Raw genomic sequence first — 19343 nt, 5'->3', positions numbered from 1 at the left:
AATTAGGAAACGTGGAAAATATTTCCAACTAGCCGGCCGGCGTCAACGCACGAGAAACCCCGCCGCCAGCGGGTCACCCTCCTCGAGGATGAACTCCGCCTTGCCCGAGTAAAACGCCCGGCCGGAGACGCGGGCGGTGATGGCGGGGTGCGGCCCGCAGCTCGTCAGCGAGGCGACCGATCCCGAAAACCGGCTGCCGACGATGCTCTCGAAGATCCGCGTCTGCCCGGCCGCGATCTGGCCGCGGGCCTGCATCGCCGCCAGCCGGGCGGTGACGCCGGAGCCGGTGGGCGACCGATCGACCTGGCGGTCGGCGAAGACGCAGACATTGCGCGTCGGACGATCCGAATAGGCATCATTGCCGTCGGTGAGGATCGAGCCATAGAGGAAGGCCAGATCCTCGGCACCGGGATGGCTCAGCGGGATTGCCGCCTGAGCCGCCCTTGTCAGCTGATCGGCAGCGTCGACGAAAGCCGCGACCGGATCGCGGCCGAACCTGAGACCGAACTGGCGGGCATCGGCCAGCGCATAAAACGCGCCGCCATAGGCGATGTCGAAGCTGATCTTGCCCCAATTGCCAAGCGCAAGTGTCTGATTGCGGGCAAACAGGAAGGAGGGCACGCTTTCGAAGCTGACATCGGCGGCCTTGCCGTCGCGGATGGCGACCTCGGCGCGGACCAGCCCGCAGGGGCACTCGATGTTGACCGTGGCGCGGTCGCCGTCGGGCTCCACCAGGCCCTGATCCACCGCATAGCGGCCGAGCGCGATGATGGCGTGGCCGCACATGGTGGAATAGCCTTCATTGTGCATGAACAGCACCGCCAGATCGGCGCCGGGCAAATCCGGCTCGACCAGCAATGCGCCATACATGTCAAAATGACCGCGCGGCTCGAACATCAGAATCTTTCTGAGGTGATCGAGATTGTCGCGGACATGGGCGCGCTTTTGCAGGATCGTTCCCGCAGGCAATTCGGGATAGCCGGAGGTGATGATCCTGAGCGGCTCGCCGCCGGTGTGCATGTCGATGACGGTGAGCGGGCCGCTCATGCGGTTCCCGTCGAGCCGAAGCCGCCGGCGCCGCGGGCGGTTTCGCTGAGGCTGTCGTGCAGGACAATGCGGGCCTGCACCACCGGGGCGATGACCAGCTGGGCGATGCGCATGCCCCGCGTCACGGTGAAGGCGTCAGTGCCGAGATTGGCGAGGATGACCTTGACCTCGCCGCGATAGTCGCTATCGATGGTGCCGGGCGTGTTCAGGCAGGTAATGCCGGACTTGAGCGCCAGCCCGGAGCGCGGACGGACCTGGCCCTCGAAGCCTTGCGGGATTTCCATGACCAGCCCGGTGGGGACGGCGAAGCGGCCGCCGGGCGCGATCTCAAGCGGCGTGTCCTCGGCAATTGCGGCGCGCAGATCCATGCCGGCGGAACCCGGCGTTTCATAGGACGGCAGATCGAGGCCTTCGCCGTGCGGCAAGCGGAGGACGAGGAGCGCGGGACGCGCATCCGGGGCAGGCTGGGACAGGCGAACGGTGTTGGTCATCGTGCGAGCTTTTACTCTTGCCGGGTTCAGGTCAATTGCATGGCGGGCGGCAAGACGGTAGAAGGCAGCGCAATCAACAGGAATCCGCCCCCGATGCCCGAACCACTTGCCGAGGAAGTCGGCCGCCGCCGCACCTTCGCCATCATCTCGCACCCGGACGCCGGCAAGACGACGCTGACCGAAAAGCTGCTGCTGTTCGGCGGCGCGATCCAGCTGGCCGGCGAGGTCAAGGCCAAGAAGGACCGGATCCAGACCCGCTCGGACTGGATGAAGATCGAGCGCGAGCGCGGCATCTCGGTGGTCACATCGGTGATGACGTTCGAATATGACAATCATGTCTTCAACCTGCTGGACACGCCGGGCCACGAGGATTTCGCCGACGACACCTACCGGACGCTGACGGCGGTGGACGCGGCGGTGATGGTGATCGACGCGGCCAAGGGCATCGAGCCCCGGACGCTGAAACTGTTCGAGGTCTGCCGCTTGCGCGACATTCCGATCATCACCTTCGTCAACAAGATGGACCGCGAGGCGCGCAATCCGTTCGAGATCCTCGACGAGGTGGAACAGAAGCTGGCGCTCGACTGCGCGCCGATGACCTGGCCGATCGGACAGGGACGGTCGTTCGCGGGCACCTATCACCTGGCGAAATCGGCGATCCGGCTGTCGGACCGGGAGACCGCGCTGACGCCGGTCAACGGGCCGGAATCGGACGCCGTTGCCGGGCTGCTTCCGGAAAACGAACGCGAGACCTTCATCGAGGAAACATCGCTTGCGGTGGAGGCCTGCAAGCCGTTCGACCTGGAGGCGTTCCGCGAGGGGCACCTGACGCCGGTCTATTTCGGCTCGGCGCTTAAGAATTTCGGGGTCCGCGACCTGATCGACGCGCTCGGCGAATATGCGCCGCAGCCGAGGGCGCAGGTGGCGGACACCCGCACGGTGGAGGCCACCGACCCGAAGATGACGGCGTTCGTGTTCAAGATCCAGGCCAACATGGACCCCAACCACCGCGACCGCATCGCCTTCGTCAGGGTGTGCTCGGGCAAGCTCGAGCGCGGCATGAAGGCGCGGCTGGCGCGCACCGGCAAGCCGATGAGCCTGTCGGCGCCGCAGTTCTTCTTCGCCTCGCAGCGGCAGATCGCCGACACGGCCTATGCCGGCGACGTGGTCGGCATCCCCAATCACGGAACCTTGCGGATCGGCGACACGCTGACCGAGGGCGAGGCGCTGGTGTTCCAGGGCGTGCCGAACTTCGCGCCGGAAATCCTGCGCCGCGTCAGGCTTGAGGACGCAATGAAGGCCAAGAAACTCAAGGAAGCGCTGCAGCAGATGGCCGAAGAAGGCGTGGTGCAGCTGTTCTCGCCCGAAGACGGCTCGCCGGCGATCGTCGGCGTGGTCGGCGCGCTGCAGCTCGACGTGCTGAAGGAACGGCTGTCGGCGGAATACGGCCTGCCGGTGAGTTTCGAGATGGCGCGGTTCTCGGTATGCCGCTGGATCTCGTCCACCGACAAGGCCGATCTCGAACGCTTCGTCACCAGCCATCGCGGAGACATCGCCCGCGATCTCGACGGCGATCCGGTGTTCCTGGCGTCGGACCAGTTCTCGCTCAATTACGAGGCGGAGCGCTGGAAAATGATCGATATGGTGGCGATCAAGGAGTATCATGTCGCCAAGGCCGCCTGAGGCGGCTGGGCCGCGGCGCGGCGCAGACACACCCAATCCCCGCGTGCGAAAACTCGCCGGCGGTTGAGGGCATTCGGGTTTCCGGGTCAAACCGGTGTGCGGGGCGCGTGGGCCATTGGCCCGTGGTTGCTGGAAGAAGGGGCTTGGCACCCTTGCCCGCTCCGGTTCCGGCATTCAAAGCGGTGCAGCGTGTTTTGCCCCCAAAATTGGATGCGCTGCCATGCGGGGGTGTCCGCACGCGCCGAGCTTTCGGCAACACGGGTACTGAGCCCGCGCGCCAAACTCACCGCCTCCCGCCGGCCCGGGCTCCGTCAAGCTCCGGCTTTCCGTTGTGGTGGAAGGTGGGGGCAGTATCGCATTGAGGGAAAGGGTGGCGCGCGCCGGGCAACCGAATGCAGGACACATCAATGTTTATTGCATAATCAATGACTTCCGGAAGCGGGCAAGACGAAATACCGTGTCGCCATGGAAAACAGTTCGGCCTGCGATGAGACGCCAAGTCTGGCATAGGCATGGTGGCGGTGAACCTTGACCGTTCCTTCGGATATGCCGAGGTAGGCAGCCGCCGACGGGGTGGAGTGGCCCTGCAGGATCAGCCTGACAACCTCCGCCTGCCGCGGGCTGAGCACATCGGCGCCGAATGTTTCAAAACTGTCCTCGAGTGCTTGCAGGATTCCGGGTTGGTCTTTGGGCTCCCTGTCTCCCCAGGTTCTTTCGACCGCGGCCGAAATGATAGGAAAAAGAACCTTCAGGCGATCGATATCCGGTGATGAAAAGTCCGTTTTCCGCTTGCTCAACGCAAGCGAGATGATGATCCAGTCATCACCGTTGAGTTCAATCAGCAACCCTGCTTCGTCCCGAATGCGGATATTGCGGTAGAACGTGCGGAAATATTCAGACCGGAAAAAGGCTTCAGGCGCGATGTCCAATGTCCTGTAGACCCCCGCGCTGCGCCCGGTCCTGCACGCAATGTAAAGCGGGTCGAGCAGATAGGGGCCTGTAGCATAGAACTGGACTGATATGGCGGCCTGAACATCATCCAGATCATGAAACAGCGTTACCGGCGGCGCCTTGGCCCGGTAGCGCGTCACAATCATGGAATCGAACGGGCAAAACGCATTCAGGAAGGTTCTGAGCGAAGAGGCGAAACGTTCGGTTCCCGCTGTTTTCAGGAGGGGGGCAATGGCGTCCGCGCATCCCTCATCGAGCGGCAACTGGCCGTTTTGCTTGGAGTTTGCTGAGTCCGGCAACAGGTCCCCCTCATGCGATAGATATATATCCATGCGCAAGTTTACTAACATAGCTCACCTCCCGCAATCTCTATGTGCACCGCAACAAATTATCAGGATTGCAGATGACAAAGGATTCAAGCGTCAACCCCTGCACCGGGGATCAGGCATTCACCCGGCAATCAGACCGGGGAACAGTGGCCGAGGCGACATATGCGGGTGCGCTCAGCTTCATGCGACGCCGCTATACCCGTGACTTGTCGTCGGCCGATGTGGCTATCATGGGAATACCTTTTGACCTTGCTGTCTCCAGCCGCTCGGGAACACGGCACGGGCCGCGGGCCGTACGGGCAGCCTCGAGCCAGATCGCATGGTCCGCACCATGGCCCTGGGCGGAGGATCCGTTCGAGCAGCTTTCGGTGGTTGACTATGGCGATTGCCAGTTTGACTCCGGCTACCCGGCGAACGTGCCCAATGAGATAGCCGATGCCGCGCGTGCGGTCCTGGCAACCGATACCGCCCTGCTTTCGATCGGCGGCGACCACTTCGTCACCTACCCGTTGCTTAAAGCGCATGCCGAAAAGCATGGTCCGCTTAGCCTGATCCAGTTTGACGCCCATACCGACACCTGGGCCGACGAAGAAGGCCGGATCGACCATGGAACAATGCTGTGGCACGCCACCCGCGAAGGTCTCGTCGATCCGGCGCGCTCGGTTCAGGTCGGCATTCGCACGCACAACCCGGAACCGCTGGGCTTCAACATCATCGACGCCGTCGAGGTGCATCAGACCGGGCCACAGGCGGTCGCCGACAAGATCAAGCGGATTGTCGGCCGCAACAAGGTTTATCTGACGTTTGACATCGACGCATTGGAACCCGCCTCAGCACCGGGAACGGGCACTCCCGTCATCGGCGGCCTGAGCCCTTATCAGGCGCAGGAGATCCTGCGGAAAATCGTCGGCATCAATTTGGTCGGCATGGATGTTGTCGAAGTCTCCCCGCCCTACGACGTCAGCGAAATTACCGCATTGGCCGCGGCGACCCTGGCTAACGACTTGCTGTGCCTGCATGCCGCTGCGCGGGTCAGCAAAGACTGAAAGCATACTCTCCCAAGACGAGTAGAACCTGCAAAGACCGAACAAAAAGGGGAATACCATGAAACATACCAGGCGAGCGCTGTTCGCAAGCACCGTACTGATCTGCCTCGGGCTGCAATCGGCTGCGAAGGCGGAAGAAACGGTCAATATCTTCAACTGGTTTGAGTATTTCGGTGAAACCACGCTTTCCGATTTTGAAGCGAGAACCGGAATCAAGACGATCTATGACACATTCGATTCTCCGGAAATTCTGGAAACCAAAATGCTGATCGGCGGCAGCGGATATGACGTCGTCTACCCCGGTTCCAGTCAGTTGGCGCGGCACATTCCCGTCGGCGCATACCAGAAAATCGACAAGAGCAAGCTGACCAACCTTGGCAATGTCGATCCTAAATTCATGGACATTCTCGCCATCACCGATCCTGGCAACGAATATGCGATCCCCTACACTTGGGGAACAACCGGCATCGCATACAACGCCGGCGAGGTCATGGCCCGACTTCCCGACGCACCGGTGGACAGTCTTCAGATGATTTTCGACCCCGAGATCGTGTCGAAGTTCGCTGATTGCGGCGTCTTCGTTCTCGATTCACCCACATCGATCGTGGCCGCTGCGCTTACCTATCTGGGCAAGGATCCAAACAGCGAGGACGCCGGTGATCTCGAGGCTGCAATGGACGTCCTCACGAAAATCCGCCCTTACTTGCGGCACTTCAACAACAGCCTGGTAATCAACAATCTGGCAGATAACGAATTATGCCTGGCTATGACCTATAACGGCGATGTCGGGACTGCATTTGTCCGGGCCGAAGAAGCCGGCAAGGGGGTCGATCTCGGCTATTCCATTCCCAAGGAAGGGGCGGAGATTTATTTTGACGTCATGGCGATCCCAGCCGATGCTCCACATCCCGAGGCGGCCCTCACGTTCATCAACTACATTCTGGAGCCGAAGGTGGCAGCCGGGATTACCAATTTTACCTATTTCGCAAACGCCAACCGAGCGGCGACCGAACTGGTCAACGAAGAGATCCGGAATGATCCCGGCACATATCCGCCAGCCGAGATCCGGGAAAAGCTCTATTCGGTCAACGCACACTCCCAAGAGTACACACGGTTGCTCAATCGCGCCTGGACCAGCTTCAAGAACGGCCAATAAACGTCTTGACCGCAGACCGCCGCTCCCGGAGTTTTTCGGGAGCGGCACAAGATCCCCATTGGGCGGCGTCAGGGGTATCAAGCCGAAGCCAGTATCGGCGCTTCACACGCTGTGTCCCGGCAGCCACAGGAGGACGGTATGACCATTCCGATTGCTGAGAGCTGGTTCGAGAAAGCCAGGATCGACGATGATGTCACACTGATCTACGAACCCCATGTTGTTCCGTTCCTGAGATGCAATATCTGGCACATTCGCGGGCGTGACCGGGATCTGATGATCGATACGGGAACCGGTCTTGCCAGCCTCGCCACCTTTGCCAGGGACATTTTGGGCCAGCGTGTCTCCGCTGCGGCGACACATGTCCATCTCGATCATGTCGGGTGCCATCATGAATTCGGCGAATGTCTGGTGCATCCCCTTGAGGCGGAGGGGCTTCGCAATCCGAACAAGGAGATGAACCTTGCCGACAGCGGCTTTGACCCCGCAGACTTGGCAACGCTTTATCTGCCTTCAATAGATGACCCCGAGATTTCCGGGTCCATGGTGACCGCATTGCCCTGTAAAGGGTTTGACCTGTCTTCCTATCAATTGCGGCCAGCAAGCGGGATCAGATGCATCGGCGAAGGCGATGTTGTCGACCTCGGCAACAGGGCGTTCGAAGTGCTGCATCTGCCCGGTCATTCCCCGGGAAGCCTGGGGCTTTGGGAAGCAAAGACCGGAACGTTGTTTTCCGGCGACGCAATCTATGATGGCCCATTGATTGACGACCTGCATCATTCCGACCGCACCCACTACAAAAGGACGCTTGAGCGGCTGAGGTCCATGCCAATCAATGTCGTCCATGCAGGCCACGACCCCAGCTTTGGCCGTGAACGCCTTCATCAACTTATAGACCAGCAGATGAGACAGTGGGACGAGGCTGCGCCTTGACCGGTGCAACTCGAGGCAGAAACGTGGCCGCTGGCAGTATCTATTCGGCCGCAGAGCCGGATGCCCAATTTTGAAATTGCCTCCCCCTCCCCTCCCCAATCCCCGTTACCCGGTGTAAACCCTCCCCCTATCCTGCCTCTCTCAGCCCGGGACATCCGTCATGAAAGCCGTTCTCTACGAAGCCTTTTCCGCGCCGCCGAAGCTGGTCACCTTGCCCGATCCGTCGCCGGAGGCGCACGGGGTGGTGGTGAAGGTGGAGGCGACGGGGGTTTGCCGGTCGGACTGGCATGGCTGGGTCGGGCATGACCCGGACATCGAGCTTCCGCATGTGCCGGGGCACGAGCTCGCCGGCACGGTGGCTTCCGTCGGGCGCGAGGTGACGCGGTTCAAGGTGGGCGACCGGGTGACGGTGCCGTTCGTCGGCGGCTGCGGGCATTGCCCCGAATGCCATGCCGGGCACCAGCAGGTGTGCGACCACCAGTTCCAGCCCGGTTTTACCCATTGGGGATCGTTCGCGGAATTCGTATCGATCCACCGGGCCGATCTCAACCTGGTGGCCCTGCCCGACAGCCTCGATTTCACTACTGCGGCAAGCCTCGGCTGCCGCTTCGTCACCTCGTTCCGCGCCGTGGTCGACCAGGGCCGGGTGTCGGGCGGCGAGTGGGTGGCGGTGCATGGTTGCGGCGGGGTGGGGCTGTCTGCGGTGATGATCGCAGTGGCCTCAGGCGCGCAGGTGGTGGCGGTCGACATCTCCGCGGCGGCGCTGAAGCTGGCGCGCGATCTCGGGGCGGTGGCGACGGTCAACGCCCGGGAGGTGGACGACGTGGCGGGCGCGGTGCGCGAGATTACCCAAGGCGGGGCGCATGTGTCGCTCGACGCGCTCGGCGCGGTGAGCACTTGCGTGAACTCGATCAACGGGCTGCGCAAGCGCGGGCGGCATGTCCAGGTCGGGCTGATGGCGGGCGAGCACGCAGCACCTCCGGTGCCGATGGGGCGGGTGATCTCCCACGAGCTCGAAATTCTCGGCAGCCACGGCATGCAGGCGCACCGCTACGGCGCGATGCTGCAGATGATCGAGGCAGGACGGCTGAAACCCGAACAGCTGGTGGGGCGGAGGATCAGCCTCGAGCAATCGATCGAGGCGCTGACCGGCATGGACCGGTTCGAGGGCGTCGGCGTGACGGTGGTCACCGAGTTCTGAGGAACGCGCGGGGCGGTTCGTGGGGGCGGTTCGCAGCCTGAAGGAAGACCCCTCCCCAACCCCTCCCCACAGGGGGGAGGGGCTACGGGTGCACCGGGCATTCGCGGAACCATGCCGGGGCTGTGGCGTTTTCCTTCGATGAAAGGAGACTGTCATGCGAAACCAAACCTGGCCAACTCGAACCTGGATTGCATTGCTGATTTCCCTGCCGGTCAACGCCGTGCTGTTCGGCGCCGGCGCCATCGCCGTGCTGTCGATCCCGGCGCTGGCCGAGCAGGCCAAGTACCTGCTGCCCGCGGTCATCGTCACAGGCCTTGCCGCGACGCTGCCGCTGGCCTGGGTGCTGGCGCCGCGGCTGCGGCAGGGCCATGCGGGCGCCCGTCACGGCGCCTGACGTCAGGCTGACTGATACAGGCGCGTCCGCTCAGGCCGCAACCTCGGCATTGAGCCTGGCGAGGCCTGATTTCAGCGCTGCGATGCAGGCGGGATCGAAGGCGGTTCCGGCGTCGGCGTCGAGGATCGCCAGTGCTTTCGAAATCGGCATGGCTGCGCGGTAGGGCCGGTCGGCCGACAGCGCGTCGAAGACATCGGCAACGGTGAGGATGCGCGCCTCGAGGCAGATCTCGTCGCCCGCAAGTCCGTTGGGATAGCCCTTGCCGTCAAGCCGCTCGTGATGGGCGGCGGCGACCGGGGCGATGTCGCAAAACGCCGCGACGCGGGCGAGGATGGCCTCGCTCTCGGCCGGGTGACGGCGGATCGACTGCCACTCTTCCTCGTCGGGCTTGCCGGGCTTGTCGAGCACCTGGTTGGAAACACCGAGCTTGCCGAGATCATGCAGCAGCGCGGCGCGGCGGAGCCAGCGGCGGTGGGCCGCATCGAGCCCCAGCTCCTCGGCGATCATGTCGGTGTAGAGAGTGACGCGGTTGGAATGGTCGGCCGTGAACGGGCTCTTGGCGTCCACCACCTCGGCAAAGGCTGCTGCGATGTCGTCAAGATAGTCCTCGTCCACCGGTTCGGACTGCAAGGCCGGCTGCATGGCGAACACCCGGGCTTCCAGATCGGGTGCTCCGAGCGCGGCCCAGAAGTCCGGATCGGCCTGGGCCGCCAGGAAAGCTTCGACCAGGGCGGGATCGAACCAGCTTCCGGCGCGCGTCTCGGCCTCGTGCAGTGCTGCAGCTGCACCGTTCTCGGTGTGGAAGATGTCGACCACCTGAGCGAGCAGGGCGATGCCCGAGATCATCGGGACCTCATCTGCCTTCAGACCCTCGGGCTTGCCGGAGCCGTCCCAATGCTCGTCGAGCGACAGGATGCCGTCCTGCACCTCCTGCGAGAAGCGCATGCGGGCGGCAATGTCGGCGCCGCGATGGCAGCGGGTCTCGATCAGGCTGCGGGAGATCTCGCCGCCGTTCTGCAGGATGTTGACGATGGCGCGGATGCGCTCGCTCAGGCCGGATTCAAGGCCGGTCTTCTTGAAGACGAAGCGCAAGGCGGAGGAGAGGCTGCCGTCGATGGTCTTGAAATCGCGCTTGAAGGAAATGTCGTCGGCGAGATAGAGCTCGCAGATCCGCGCCGCATTGCTGGAGCAGCCGAGATCCTTGAGCAGCAGGGTGTAGTAGAGATCCTTGAGCACGTCGCCGGACAAGCCCAGCGCCTCGCCGATGCGGGTGCCGATCCAGCAGCAGCGGATGCAATGACCCTGAGGCTGGCCCTCGGTCAGGTCCAGCGCATAGCTCAATGCACCAAGCAATTCGGCCAGCCTGAAGCTTTGCGGACGGGCGCTGGCGGAGTGGTCGAGGTATAGGCTCTGGCTCATCGGCAGGCTCCCGGTAGACCCGTTACCTACCAGAGAGGGCTTAACAAGGGTTTACGCATGGAGCCAGTGCGGCGGCGGCTTGACGAAATCCGTTGATTCTCGTATCCCTTATTCGAGAGTTATTCCCACATACGGAAATATGCGTGACAGACCTCAACGATAGACTGGCGGAGCGGCTCAGGCAGATACGCATGGAGCGCGACTGGTCGCTGCAGCAGCTGGCCGACGCCAGCGGGATCAGCCGCTCGACGCTGTCGCGAGTGGAGAACGCCGAGGTCAGTCCGACGGCGGAGACGCTGGGGGCGCTCTCGACCGCCTACCGGATGACCATATCGCAGTTGCTGGCGCCGATCGAGGCGCCGTTCACGCCGCTGGTGCGGCAGGCGGAGCAGAGCCTCTGGCATGACGCCGAAAACGGGTTCTTACGCCGGGTGGTGTCGCCGCCCAGTGGCGGGCTGTCGGCGGAAGTGATGCGCTGCGAGCTTGAGGCCTACCAGATGATTGCCTACGCGGCGCCCTCGGTGCCGGGGCATGAGCATCACCTGGTGATGCTGTCGGGCACGCTCACCGTGACCGTGGATGGCGAGGAGCACCGGCTCGAGGCCGGGGACTGCCTGCGCTACCAGCTCTACGGCCCGTCGCGGTTCCAGACCGGCGTCGATCCCGCATCCTATTTCATCGTTCTCTTGTGAGGCAACATGACCGGCATCAGCATTCATTCGCTTGCGCCCGACCAGCTGGACGCCCACGCGGCGGCACTGGCCGGGATCATGACCGAGACCGTCAATGGCGGGGCCGCGATCGGCTATGTGCAACCGTTCTCGCTCGATGACGGACATGCCTTCTTCGCCGCCTCGGTGTTCCCGGAGGTCCGCGCCGGCAACCGCCGGCTGCTCGTCGCGAAGCTCGATGGCGAGACCGTGGGAACCGTGCAGCTGATCGTGGCGCTGCCGCCGAACCAGCCGCACCGCTGCGAGGTGGCCAAGATGATGGTGGCGCCGTCAGCACGCCGCAGGGGCATCGGCCGGGCGCTGCTTCAGGCGCTGGACGCGGAAGCGCGCGCTGCGGGCAAGACGCTGATCACGCTCGACACCAGGACCGGCGACAACGCCGAGCCGCTGTACCGGGCGGCCGGATTCAAGGTGGCAGGCGTGATCCCCGGCTTCGCACTCGATCCTGACCGCGCAGGGCTGCACGCCACCACCTACATGTACAAGACGCTGTGAGGGCGGGGATGCTGCTGGCGCTGGCGGTTATCCTGGGGGGCTGCCTGGTGGCAGCGCAGGGGCCGATCTATGCGCGGATGGCGGCGGGGCTCGGCGCACATCCGCTGGTGCCGGTGTTCCTGGCCTTTGCCAGTGCGGCGCTGGTGCTGGGCGTCTGCCTGCTGATCGGCCAGATCCGGCTGCCCGAGGTCAAACAGGTGCTTGCCCTGCCCTGGTGGGTGTGGCTCGGAGGATTGTTCGGCGCCTGCCAGGTGATGATCTCGACGCTGGCGGTGCCCCGGCTAGGGGTGACGCTGTTCCTGATGCTGGTGATCCTGGGCAACATGGCGGGCGCGGTGATCCTCGACCATTTCGGCTGGTTCGGGCTGCCGCGCCGTCCGGTGTCGCCGAATGCGATCATCGGCATTGCGCTGGTTCTTGCCGGCGCCTTCGTGACCGCCAGCAGATCCTGACCGGCTCTAGTCTCCGGGCACCGGTTCGCGGTTTTCGTGGAGCAGCTTGCGAATTGCAATAAGCGCAGGAAGGGTGTCAAGCATCATCCGGCGGTGGTCATCGCTGAGAAAGCTCCCGAAGGTCCGCGCAGAAGCAGCAAGCGCCTGGTCGTGAAACTCCCTGCCGGCGTCGGTGAGGAACACCTGCTTGGAACGGGCGTCGTCTTCGCACGGGCGCAGCTGAATGAAACCGCGCTTTTCCAGCACTTTCAGGGAGTGGCTCATGGTGGCCTTGCTTACCTCCATGGCGCCGGCAAGGCTGAGCGGCGTCTTGCCGTCTCCCAGCCGGACAAGATACAGAATGATGGCGAAATGGGATGGATGGACGCTGTCAGGCAATATCTTTCCGACCAGCGTCTTGCACAGCAGGTCAATAATGTTGACTTCGCTGAAGAACAGGTAGGCTTCGTCTCGTAGGTTTCGGGAGTTCATTCCGTTCATTCTTCCCCTTGTTCCGGCTCCAGCATTGAGGACAGGCCGAAAGGAACCTGACGATAATCCAACCACCAGGACTCTTGACCTGTGCCACCCTCAAGCGCAAGCGGCATATGTGCATAATCTTAACCGTATCGAGAACCTGGCTTTTGCTCAAGAAAGGGCCCGAAACCGCTGATAACTGGAATTCATTCGCTCCGGGAGCCAATGCCGGCACCCTAATCTTACGGTCACAGGGCGCGCGCCTCGCCTCCCCGCAGGCATCGGAATTGCGGGTCCCTAGTCTATTAGCGGTTTGCGGTTTTCATCGAGCAGCTTGCGGATCATGACGAGCCCCGGCAGCAGTTCGGATACGGTCTCGATATGCGTAGCGCGTATGAACTGACTGAATGTCCGGGCCGCAGCCATGGTCGCCTCAGCCTGAAAGGTGCGGCCGGCGTCGGTGAGGAAGACATTCTTCGAGCGCGCGTCCAGTTCGTTCGGCCTGATTTCGATGAACCCGTGGCGTTCCAGCACCTGAAGCGAATGGCTCATCGTTGCCTTGGTCACCTGCATGGCGCTGGCGAGAGCCCCGGGCGTCTTGCCGTTGCCTGCACGGGCGAGATGCACGACGATGGCAAAATGGGATGGGTGAACACCGTCAGGCAATACCTTGCCAAGCAGCGTTGTCCCGAGCTGATCAATGATGGCTATTTCATTGAAGAACGCGAAAACCTGACCTGCCTTGTTCCCCGAGTCCATTCCGCTCAAAAATCCCTTGCCCTCAACGCCATCAGTCTTCGGGGGCTGACAATATAGTTAAACGACCACACTATTTTTTGAAACCGGTATATGCGACCGTCCACCCTCCGTCGTCAACACCAACTGCCCCTATCTCTGATCATCCACCTTCAGGTCATTGCGGGTGCGCAGACAAAATGACCGCTTATGCATCAGTCACCGCATCATGCGGAGCCCCTCCTGAAAACCGGGCCGGGGGCAGCCCCTGCACCGCTCGGGCAGGTGCAGGAGGCAGCGCTGCCCTGCGGGCCGTAATTCGTGCTGCGCTCACGGTCGACGTTCATTGCGATTACCCCCTCGGCGATCGCCGGCATGCCGAGAAGCCGTCAGCCTGGCGTGGCAGCCTGCATCCGCGGTGCCTTCGAAGCGGCATGCCGGTTTCCACTTGTTTGACATCGAACATTTTTAATTCGACATCAAGCAAATAGAGTTCAAGGCCCGGCATTCCCGCTCATTCGATGCGTCAGGAACCAGGATCAGGGTTTTGAATGTGCGACGGGCTTGACATTGCGGCCCTTGGCCAGCCAATCGCGATAGGCCTCGGCATCGCCGAATTCCATGAAACCGTCGAAAGACCCATGCGGATCCAGCGTCCGGCGGGCATGCTTGATCGGACACCAGTGGGCTTCCGTACGGCCGGCAATCTCGCGCGCATAGGCGATGACGCCGTTGCCGTAGCCGCAATAGACGCAGTTGATCTTCTCGATGAGGTTGAGATAGGCGAGCATGTGGCGATCAATGACCACATGATCGGAGCGGCGAACCAGATCGATGCCGTAGACTCTGAAACAGATATGCTGGTAGATCGTCACCGACAGATCCAGCAGGGCGAGCGGCACGATCAGGCCGTAGATGACCGGGGCGGTGAGAACGGTGGCAATGCGCGCGCCGGTGATGTAGCGCCACAGGCCGGTCCGGTAGGTTTTCTGCAGCGCCTGCACCTCGCGGTCGAAGCGTACCTTGCCGCGCTGTATCCTGTACCGGAACTCCGCCCGGCGTTCCTCAAGCTGCCGGTCAAGCTCCTGCTCCAGCTCCTGGCGCGCGGCGCGCAGGCGATCCTGGATCTCTTCAAGCAGGGGTTTGTCCATGGCGCGACGTCTCCGGTTTCGTGCCGGGACAGTAGCACCGATTTGCGGGCCGGCGACATGCGTCAGATCAAACGGCACCCTGGCCGCTTCAGCTCCGCCCGGCGACCACAGGGGCTTTGACCTGTTGTACCCCCGGTGTTCGGTCGAGGAGCCTTCGAAACCCTCCTCCCAGCGGGCGGGATTTCGGACGGGCGAATGCAGACCGCAAGATCCGCTTGGCAACAGCCATGCGAACATAAAAATGCCGGGACGAGCCCGGCATTTTTTCGGAGCGGTGATCGCGCGGCCGGGCCTAGAGCATCCCGCGTTCAGGTGAACCCGTCTGAACGCAGACAAGATGCTCTAGATTCAAAGTGTTAGAGCGTCCTTTGTGCGTCCAAGTGGACGCACGGCACTCTAGTGCGACGGCCTGATGAAGGTGCCGTTCTGCAATTCGGTCACGGCCTGGATCAGTTCCTGGCGGGTGTTCATGACGATGGGGCCATGCCAGGCCACCGGCTCCTGGATCGGCTTGCCGGAGACCAGCAGGAAGCGGATGCCCTGCTCGCCGGCCTGAACCGTGACCTCGTCGCCGGTGTCGAACACCACCAGCGTACGGTCGCCGGACATGTCGCGGATCTGGATTTCCTCGCCCTCGACTTCCTTTTCGACCAGCACGCCAAACGGCCTGGAGGCATCGCGGAACGTACCGGAGCCGGCGAAGATATAGGCGAATGCCGAACGGTAGGCGTCGACCTTGAAGGTCTTGCGCTTGCCCGGCGGCACCGAGATGTCGACATAGGACGGCTCGGCGGCAATGCCGTCGACCGGGCCGCGCTTGCCCCAGAACTCGCCGCAGATGATGCGCGCCGCAGTGCCGTCGTCATCGATTTCGACCGGAATGTCGGCGGCAGTGACATCCTGGTAGCGCGGCGCCGTCATCTTCATCGACGACGGCAGGTTGGCCCAGAGCTGGAAGCCGTGCATCTTGCCGGCGAAATCGCCTTTCGGCATTTCCTGGTGCATGATGCCGCTGCCGGCGGTCATCCACTGCACGTCGCCGGCACCGAGCGTGCCGGTGTTGCCGAGGCTGTCGCCATGCTCGACGGTGCCGGCCAGCACATAGGTGATGGTCTCGATGCCGCGATGGGGATGCCAGGGAAAGCCCTTGAGATACTTCTCGGGCTGGGAATTGCGGAAATCGTCAAACAGCAGGAACGGATCGGTGAGCGACGGATCGTCGAAACCGAAAGCGCGCTGAAGATGCACACCGGCACCTTCGAGATGCGGCACGGCAGTGGACTGGTGACGGACTGGCCTGATGGACATGGAAGTCTCCTGAAGATCGTTGCCGGATAAAGGGCCGGCAGGATTTGCGTTGACCGGAATGTAGCGGCCTGGGCGGCCTCTTATAAGGGTCTACATGGAAACGGATTGTTCAATTTCGGGCACCCATCGCAGGAACTCCGGCGGGTGGCATGCGTTGTCTGTCTATCAGCAGGAAAGGAGACAGAGATGAGCCTCAAGATGGATTCCAAGCTGGAGACCGAACTGACGCCGGAAGAAGTGTCCGAGCACGACAGACTGACGACCGACGAGAAAATCGAACGGATCACCAGCATGAAGTTCGACCTCGAGCGGCAGACAGGCCGTGGCACCGCGGATCTCGACCAGGTCGAAGCCCGCATGGCGTCGATCAATATGGCGCTGTCGCGCCTGAAGGACCGTAAGGACTGACGTAAGGCCTTGCGCGCCCCTTGATCTGATCAGCTGCGGCCGAGCGCCGCCAGCGGGATCTGGGTTGTCTCCTTGATCTCCTCCATGACAAAGGAGGCCGAGACGTCTGCCAGCTTTACCTTTGCGATCAGCCGCTGGTAGAGCCGGTCATAGGCCTTGACGTCAAAGACGCGGGCGCGGAGCACGTAATCGAGATCGCCGGAGGTGCGGTAGACCCCGACGATCTCGGGAAAGCCCGCCACCGCCTCGCGGAACTGCCTGAGCCAGTCGGCGTCGTGGCTGGCCGCTCGCACGAAGATGAACACGGAAAGGCCGCAGCCGGCGGCTTCCGCGTCGAGGATGGCGACCCGCTCCTTGATCAGCCCGCGCTCCTCCATCAACTTGACGCGGCGCCAGCAGGCATTGCGCGACAGGTTGACCCGCTCCGACAGCGCATCCACCGACAGGGTGCCATCGCGCTGCAGCTGGCCGAGGATTCGGATATCCATATCGTCGATCTGATGCATAGAGGGATATATATCCCAATATTTCTCCGCACTAAAGGACAAATGGGACATTTCTCCTTTTGAATCGGGCTATCCTCTCAGGAACCAATTCAAACGAGGGATACAAGCGCATGTCCAACCAGATCGCCCGGCTTTTCACCGCCCACCCGCAATCGGTCGACGAGACCTATTTCGAGCATCTTGTCTTTGCCGGCAAGTTTTCAGCCAAACTGTTTGCCGCCGGCTTCTGTGCCCTGATTCACGCGATCCTGCCGTTTACCTTTGAGAAAACTGCAAGCCGTATGATCAACGAGATGCATCACCGGATGCACAACCGGAGCAAATAGAAACGCATGTGCCGATGGGCCGCCTACCGTGGAACACCGATCCCGCTGGAGCAGATTGTCTCCGCCCCCGGCCATTCGCTGATCGAGCAATCGCATCACGCCACCCAGGCCAAGACCGCCACCAATGGTGACGGCTTCGGCGTCGCCTGGTATGGCGAGCACCCCGAACCGGGGCTTTACCGCGACGTGCTGCCGGCCTGGTCGGACTGCAATCTGAAATCCCTGGCGCGGCAGATCCGCTCACCGCTGTTTCTCGGCCATGTCCGCGCCTCGACCGGCGGGGCGACCAGCCGCGACAATTGCCATCCCTTCGTCAACGGCAAATGGTCGTTCATGCACAACGGCCAGATCGCCGGCTTCGAGACAATCCGCCGGCCGATGGAAGCAGCCCTTTCCGACCGGCTCTACCAGGCGCGGCACGGCACTACGGATTCCGAACTCCTGTTCCTGCTGGCGCTCGAATTCGGGCTCGAGACCGATCCGGCGGCGGCTTTCGGCGAAGCCATCCGCTTCGCACTTTCGGAAGCGGCCCGCGCCGGCGTGCGCGAACTGGTGCGGTTCACCGCGGCCTTCTCCGACGGCGATGCGCTCTACGCGATCCGCTACGCCAGCGACGAATTCGCCCCGACGCTCTATTCCGCGCCGACCGGCAACAACCAGGGCCATTGCCTGGTGTCCGAACCGTTCAAGGACACCGACACCAAATGGCACGAGATCCCCGCCGGCAGCATCGTCACGCTCACGGCATCCGGCATGAACTCGAAGCGGTTCGAACCGATGCAGGCGGCGGTGAAGGTTGCCGAGGTGGCTTGAGGGCCAAAGTGGTCTGCGGACGGGCTGAAGTTGGCCGCGGACGCCGCCACGAAGTCGTCAAACCTTGCTCAGAGGCACATCCTGCATCTACCGAGGGCACTTTCGGCCCAAAGCCGACGTTGAGTGCTGTCAGGCAGAAATTGTGAAGCTAGCTAATCCGGAGTCCAATTTGCAACGCGCCCATCTGAGATCGTTGTGTCGTACCGCTCAATGAACTTCAACATTTTTTCTGTATCCGCATACGTCTCTGCCCACTTAGTCGCACCGTCTGCGACGGCCAACATAAGTAGATAGAGGTTAAACGGCTTCGGCAGGCGCGGGTCTAACTGTTCCATAGAAGCGACCCCTCCGATGTAAGGCATTATGGACGATACCTTTCCAGCGAGCACCTGTCTCGATGCGAGGTTGGTCATGTGAAGAACCGAATTTCGAAATTCCCAAACCTCAGCGGCACTAATTCCGATAGGCGTGAGGTCTACATATGTGTCCAGCCAGTTAGTGAAATTGCGCGGGACGTCTCCATGTTCCACAAAAGCGAGCGTATCCACGCACGACATAAGCAATTTTGCCGATGATACGTGGTGGCCCGCATTGAAAAGCAATTTGATGGCTTTGAAATAGTCGTCGTTGAGCAACTCGGTTAAGTGGAATTTGTTATCCCGCACATATGCGGTCAAATAATCCGGTACTGATCCACGTCCTTCAATATGTGAAACAACATCCCCACGAAGCGGACCTGTAGAAATCTGCTTATCTACGGTTGGAATGCCGTCGACAACTGGTGTTACGCAATGTATCACTGTTTGAGGCGCTCTATAGTGCAAAAACGCCTCCTCAAAATAGTGAGTTACCTCGCTAAAACGTTGCGCCGATAGCCACTCATCGGGAGTGAAGGTCCTTCTGAAGTCGAAACGCCTGGCCTTCGTGTGGTCAGTCTCTACGTTGGCTAGCAGGTGCTTTAGTTTGGCCTCGTCACTGCCCGCTATACGGTGATGGCGAGCACCATATTGCCGAGCTAATCCCTCATCGAAATAAATAAAAATATTGAAGGCGCGTTCCTCGAACATCGATGCTCTTGTATCTGTCTGATCATGAAATTTCTGGACAATTTAAGGTGGCGTTACAACTAACTGCAACGTAAATCTACAATGTTTGCACCGATAGTTTCTTCCTTCACAGCGGCGTAGAGGCGAGCGGCTAGGTGTTTGATCCAGGCATTTGATAGATCGGATTTGACCTGAAGTGCTCTGTTTCGCTTGTCCATCATTTGCAGTTGAATTCGTATGCGGCGCAAGTCCGCTCTCCGCCCATTCCT

General features: G+C 61.8%; 22 protein-coding genes. 12 read left to right on the top strand and 10 right to left on the bottom strand.

The annotated features are described in order from the left end of the window. Window positions 1-42 precede the first annotated feature (42 nt). Both O4H62_RS19780 and dut read right to left on the bottom strand, forming a co-directional pair. Window positions 43-1047 (bottom strand): proline racemase family protein, encoded by a 1005-nt coding sequence (locus tag O4H62_RS19780; RefSeq protein ID WP_269390480.1) that lies wholly within the window; start codon window positions 1045-1047, stop codon window positions 43-45. Then, window positions 1044-1538: a dUTP diphosphatase gene (gene dut, locus O4H62_RS19775; RefSeq protein ID WP_269390478.1), complete on the bottom strand. Its 495-nt coding sequence runs from the start codon at window positions 1536-1538 to the stop codon at window positions 1044-1046. Before dut ends, O4H62_RS19780 begins: the two co-directional genes overlap by 4 nt. Before the next feature lie 93 nt (window positions 1539-1631). On the opposite strand from dut, the gene O4H62_RS19770 reads away from it, so the two are divergent. Beyond that, window positions 1632-3221 carry a peptide chain release factor 3 gene (locus O4H62_RS19770; RefSeq protein WP_269390476.1) on the top strand — a complete coding sequence of 530 codons (1590 nt, stop codon included), beginning with the start codon at window positions 1632-1634 and terminating at the stop codon, window positions 3219-3221. Between the two features lie 422 nt (window positions 3222-3643). Here O4H62_RS19770 and O4H62_RS19765 read toward each other — a convergent pair whose 3' ends face one another. Continuing rightward, window positions 3644-4471 carry a helix-turn-helix transcriptional regulator gene (locus tag O4H62_RS19765; RefSeq protein ID WP_269390475.1) on the bottom strand — a complete coding sequence of 276 codons (828 nt, stop codon included), beginning with the start codon at window positions 4469-4471 and terminating at the stop codon, window positions 3644-3646. Between the two features lie 104 nt (window positions 4472-4575). Between O4H62_RS19765 and speB the strand changes: the two genes are divergently transcribed. From speB to O4H62_RS19740, 5 genes are all read left to right on the top strand, one after another. Further along, window positions 4576-5547 (top strand): agmatinase, encoded by a 972-nt coding sequence (gene speB / locus O4H62_RS19760; RefSeq protein WP_269390905.1) that lies wholly within the window; start codon window positions 4576-4578, stop codon window positions 5545-5547. A gap of 79 nt (window positions 5548-5626) precedes the next feature. Further along, window positions 5627-6703 carry a polyamine ABC transporter substrate-binding protein gene (locus O4H62_RS19755; protein ID WP_430538491.1) on the top strand — a complete coding sequence of 359 codons (1077 nt, stop codon included), beginning with the start codon at window positions 5627-5629 and terminating at the stop codon, window positions 6701-6703. A 138-nt stretch (window positions 6704-6841) separates the two neighbouring features. Beyond that, window positions 6842-7633, top strand: coding sequence for an MBL fold metallo-hydrolase (locus tag O4H62_RS19750; RefSeq protein WP_269390472.1), 792 nt, complete (start codon window positions 6842-6844; stop codon window positions 7631-7633). Window positions 7634-7793: 160 nt separating this feature from the next. After that, complete coding sequence (locus O4H62_RS19745) at window positions 7794-8834, top strand: zinc-dependent alcohol dehydrogenase family protein (RefSeq protein ID WP_269390470.1); 1041 nt, start codon at window positions 7794-7796, stop codon at window positions 8832-8834. Between the two features lie 154 nt (window positions 8835-8988). Continuing rightward, window positions 8989-9228, top strand: coding sequence for a hypothetical protein (locus O4H62_RS19740; RefSeq protein WP_269390468.1), 240 nt, complete (start codon window positions 8989-8991; stop codon window positions 9226-9228). A 30-nt stretch (window positions 9229-9258) separates the two neighbouring features. Here O4H62_RS19740 and O4H62_RS19735 read toward each other — a convergent pair whose 3' ends face one another. Further along, the gene (locus O4H62_RS19735) at window positions 9259-10647 is read right to left on the bottom strand and encodes an HD-GYP domain-containing protein (protein ID WP_269390465.1); all 1389 of its coding nucleotides are present in this window, start codon (window positions 10645-10647) and stop codon (window positions 9259-9261) included. Between the two features lie 143 nt (window positions 10648-10790). On the opposite strand from O4H62_RS19735, the gene O4H62_RS19730 reads away from it, so the two are divergent. Genes O4H62_RS19730 through O4H62_RS19720 form a run of 3 tightly spaced genes read left to right on the top strand, consistent with a single transcriptional unit; the run spans window position 10791 to window position 12325 of the window. Beyond that, entirely contained in the window at window positions 10791-11339 is a 549-nt protein-coding gene (locus tag O4H62_RS19730) for a helix-turn-helix domain-containing protein (protein ID WP_269390464.1), read from the top strand. 6 nt (window positions 11340-11345) lie between these two features. Then, window positions 11346-11873: a GNAT family N-acetyltransferase gene (locus tag O4H62_RS19725; RefSeq protein WP_269390463.1), complete on the top strand. Its 528-nt coding sequence runs from the start codon at window positions 11346-11348 to the stop codon at window positions 11871-11873. Window positions 11874-11881: 8 nt separating this feature from the next. Next, a complete protein-coding gene (locus O4H62_RS19720; protein ID WP_269390461.1) occupies window positions 11882-12325 on the top strand; it encodes a DMT family transporter in 444 nt (147 codons plus the stop codon). 6 nt (window positions 12326-12331) lie between these two features. Here O4H62_RS19720 and O4H62_RS19715 read toward each other — a convergent pair whose 3' ends face one another. The 4 genes from O4H62_RS19715 to O4H62_RS19700 form a co-directional block, all read right to left on the bottom strand. After that, the gene (locus tag O4H62_RS19715) at window positions 12332-12796 is read right to left on the bottom strand and encodes a MarR family winged helix-turn-helix transcriptional regulator (protein WP_269390459.1); all 465 of its coding nucleotides are present in this window, start codon (window positions 12794-12796) and stop codon (window positions 12332-12334) included. A gap of 282 nt (window positions 12797-13078) precedes the next feature. After that, entirely contained in the window at window positions 13079-13540 is a 462-nt protein-coding gene (locus O4H62_RS19710; RefSeq protein ID WP_269390457.1) for a MarR family winged helix-turn-helix transcriptional regulator, read from the bottom strand. A gap of 515 nt (window positions 13541-14055) precedes the next feature. Then, window positions 14056-14667, bottom strand: coding sequence for a hypothetical protein (locus O4H62_RS19705; protein WP_269390455.1), 612 nt, complete (start codon window positions 14665-14667; stop codon window positions 14056-14058). 396 nt (window positions 14668-15063) lie between these two features. Next, window positions 15064-15975 (bottom strand): pirin family protein, encoded by a 912-nt coding sequence (locus O4H62_RS19700; protein WP_269390453.1) that lies wholly within the window; start codon window positions 15973-15975, stop codon window positions 15064-15066. Between the two features lie 186 nt (window positions 15976-16161). Here O4H62_RS19700 and O4H62_RS19695 point away from each other — a divergent pair, with 186 nt between their 5' ends. Further along, on the top strand, window positions 16162-16383 hold the full coding sequence (locus O4H62_RS19695) for a hypothetical protein (protein ID WP_269390451.1): 222 nt from the start codon (window positions 16162-16164) through the stop codon (window positions 16381-16383). A 29-nt stretch (window positions 16384-16412) separates the two neighbouring features. Here the strand turns inward: O4H62_RS19695 and O4H62_RS19690 are convergent, their stop codons facing one another. Beyond that, window positions 16413-16889: an Lrp/AsnC family transcriptional regulator gene (locus tag O4H62_RS19690; RefSeq protein WP_269390449.1), complete on the bottom strand. Its 477-nt coding sequence runs from the start codon at window positions 16887-16889 to the stop codon at window positions 16413-16415. 110 nt (window positions 16890-16999) lie between these two features. Between O4H62_RS19690 and O4H62_RS19685 the strand changes: the two genes are divergently transcribed. Together O4H62_RS19685 and O4H62_RS19680 are read left to right on the top strand one after the other, a co-directional pair. Beyond that, window positions 17000-17215, top strand: a complete 216-nt coding sequence (locus O4H62_RS19685; protein WP_269390448.1) for a DUF6356 family protein — start codon at window positions 17000-17002, stop codon at window positions 17213-17215. Between the two features lie 6 nt (window positions 17216-17221). Then, complete coding sequence (locus tag O4H62_RS19680) at window positions 17222-18028, top strand: class II glutamine amidotransferase (RefSeq protein WP_269390446.1); 807 nt, start codon at window positions 17222-17224, stop codon at window positions 18026-18028. A 152-nt stretch (window positions 18029-18180) separates the two neighbouring features. Here O4H62_RS19680 and O4H62_RS19675 read toward each other — a convergent pair whose 3' ends face one another. After that, entirely contained in the window at window positions 18181-19095 is a 915-nt protein-coding gene (locus O4H62_RS19675; RefSeq protein ID WP_269390445.1) for a hypothetical protein, read from the bottom strand. Window positions 19096-19343 lie beyond the last annotated feature (248 nt).

The organism is Parahoeflea alexandrii, assembly GCF_027214025.1.
In the GTDB taxonomy this organism is placed as follows: domain Bacteria; phylum Pseudomonadota; class Alphaproteobacteria; order Rhizobiales; family Rhizobiaceae; genus Hoeflea; species Hoeflea alexandrii_A.
Note: the sequence above shows the minus strand (reverse complement) of the source record. Positions and strands in the feature narration are given on the sequence as shown.

Excerpts from the sequence above, each read along its gene's own strand:
- O4H62_RS19690 (WP_269390449.1), bottom strand. The coding sequence starts at position 16,889 with ATGCATCAGATCGACGATATGGATATCCGAATCCTCGGCCAGCTGCAG.
- O4H62_RS19695 (WP_269390451.1), top strand. The coding sequence starts at position 16,162 with ATGAGCCTCAAGATGGATTCCAAGCTGGAGACCGAACTGACGCCGGAA.
- O4H62_RS19680 (WP_269390446.1), top strand. The coding sequence starts at position 17,222 with ATGTGCCGATGGGCCGCCTACCGTGGAACACCGATCCCGCTGGAGCAG.
- O4H62_RS19705 (WP_269390455.1), bottom strand. The coding sequence starts at position 14,667 with ATGGACAAACCCCTGCTTGAAGAGATCCAGGATCGCCTGCGCGCCGCG.
- O4H62_RS19780 (WP_269390480.1), bottom strand. The coding sequence starts at position 1,047 with ATGAGCGGCCCGCTCACCGTCATCGACATGCACACCGGCGGCGAGCCG.
- O4H62_RS19715 (WP_269390459.1), bottom strand. The coding sequence starts at position 12,796 with ATGAACTCCCGAAACCTACGAGACGAAGCCTACCTGTTCTTCAGCGAA.
- O4H62_RS19700 (WP_269390453.1), bottom strand. The coding sequence starts at position 15,975 with ATGTCCATCAGGCCAGTCCGTCACCAGTCCACTGCCGTGCCGCATCTC.
- O4H62_RS19745 (WP_269390470.1), top strand. The coding sequence starts at position 7,794 with ATGAAAGCCGTTCTCTACGAAGCCTTTTCCGCGCCGCCGAAGCTGGTC.
- O4H62_RS19725 (WP_269390463.1), top strand. The coding sequence starts at position 11,346 with ATGACCGGCATCAGCATTCATTCGCTTGCGCCCGACCAGCTGGACGCC.
- O4H62_RS19710 (WP_269390457.1), bottom strand. The coding sequence starts at position 13,540 with ATGGACTCGGGGAACAAGGCAGGTCAGGTTTTCGCGTTCTTCAATGAA.
- O4H62_RS19740 (WP_269390468.1), top strand. The coding sequence starts at position 8,989 with ATGCGAAACCAAACCTGGCCAACTCGAACCTGGATTGCATTGCTGATT.
- speB (WP_269390905.1), top strand. The coding sequence starts at position 4,576 with ATGACAAAGGATTCAAGCGTCAACCCCTGCACCGGGGATCAGGCATTC.
- O4H62_RS19770 (WP_269390476.1), top strand. The coding sequence starts at position 1,632 with ATGCCCGAACCACTTGCCGAGGAAGTCGGCCGCCGCCGCACCTTCGCC.
- O4H62_RS19750 (WP_269390472.1), top strand. The coding sequence starts at position 6,842 with ATGACCATTCCGATTGCTGAGAGCTGGTTCGAGAAAGCCAGGATCGAC.
- O4H62_RS19675 (WP_269390445.1), bottom strand. The coding sequence starts at position 19,095 with ATGTTCGAGGAACGCGCCTTCAATATTTTTATTTATTTCGATGAGGGA.
- O4H62_RS19685 (WP_269390448.1), top strand. The coding sequence starts at position 17,000 with ATGTCCAACCAGATCGCCCGGCTTTTCACCGCCCACCCGCAATCGGTC.
- O4H62_RS19735 (WP_269390465.1), bottom strand. The coding sequence starts at position 10,647 with ATGAGCCAGAGCCTATACCTCGACCACTCCGCCAGCGCCCGTCCGCAA.
- O4H62_RS19720 (WP_269390461.1), top strand. The coding sequence starts at position 11,882 with ATGCTGCTGGCGCTGGCGGTTATCCTGGGGGGCTGCCTGGTGGCAGCG.
- dut (WP_269390478.1), bottom strand. The coding sequence starts at position 1,538 with ATGACCAACACCGTTCGCCTGTCCCAGCCTGCCCCGGATGCGCGTCCC.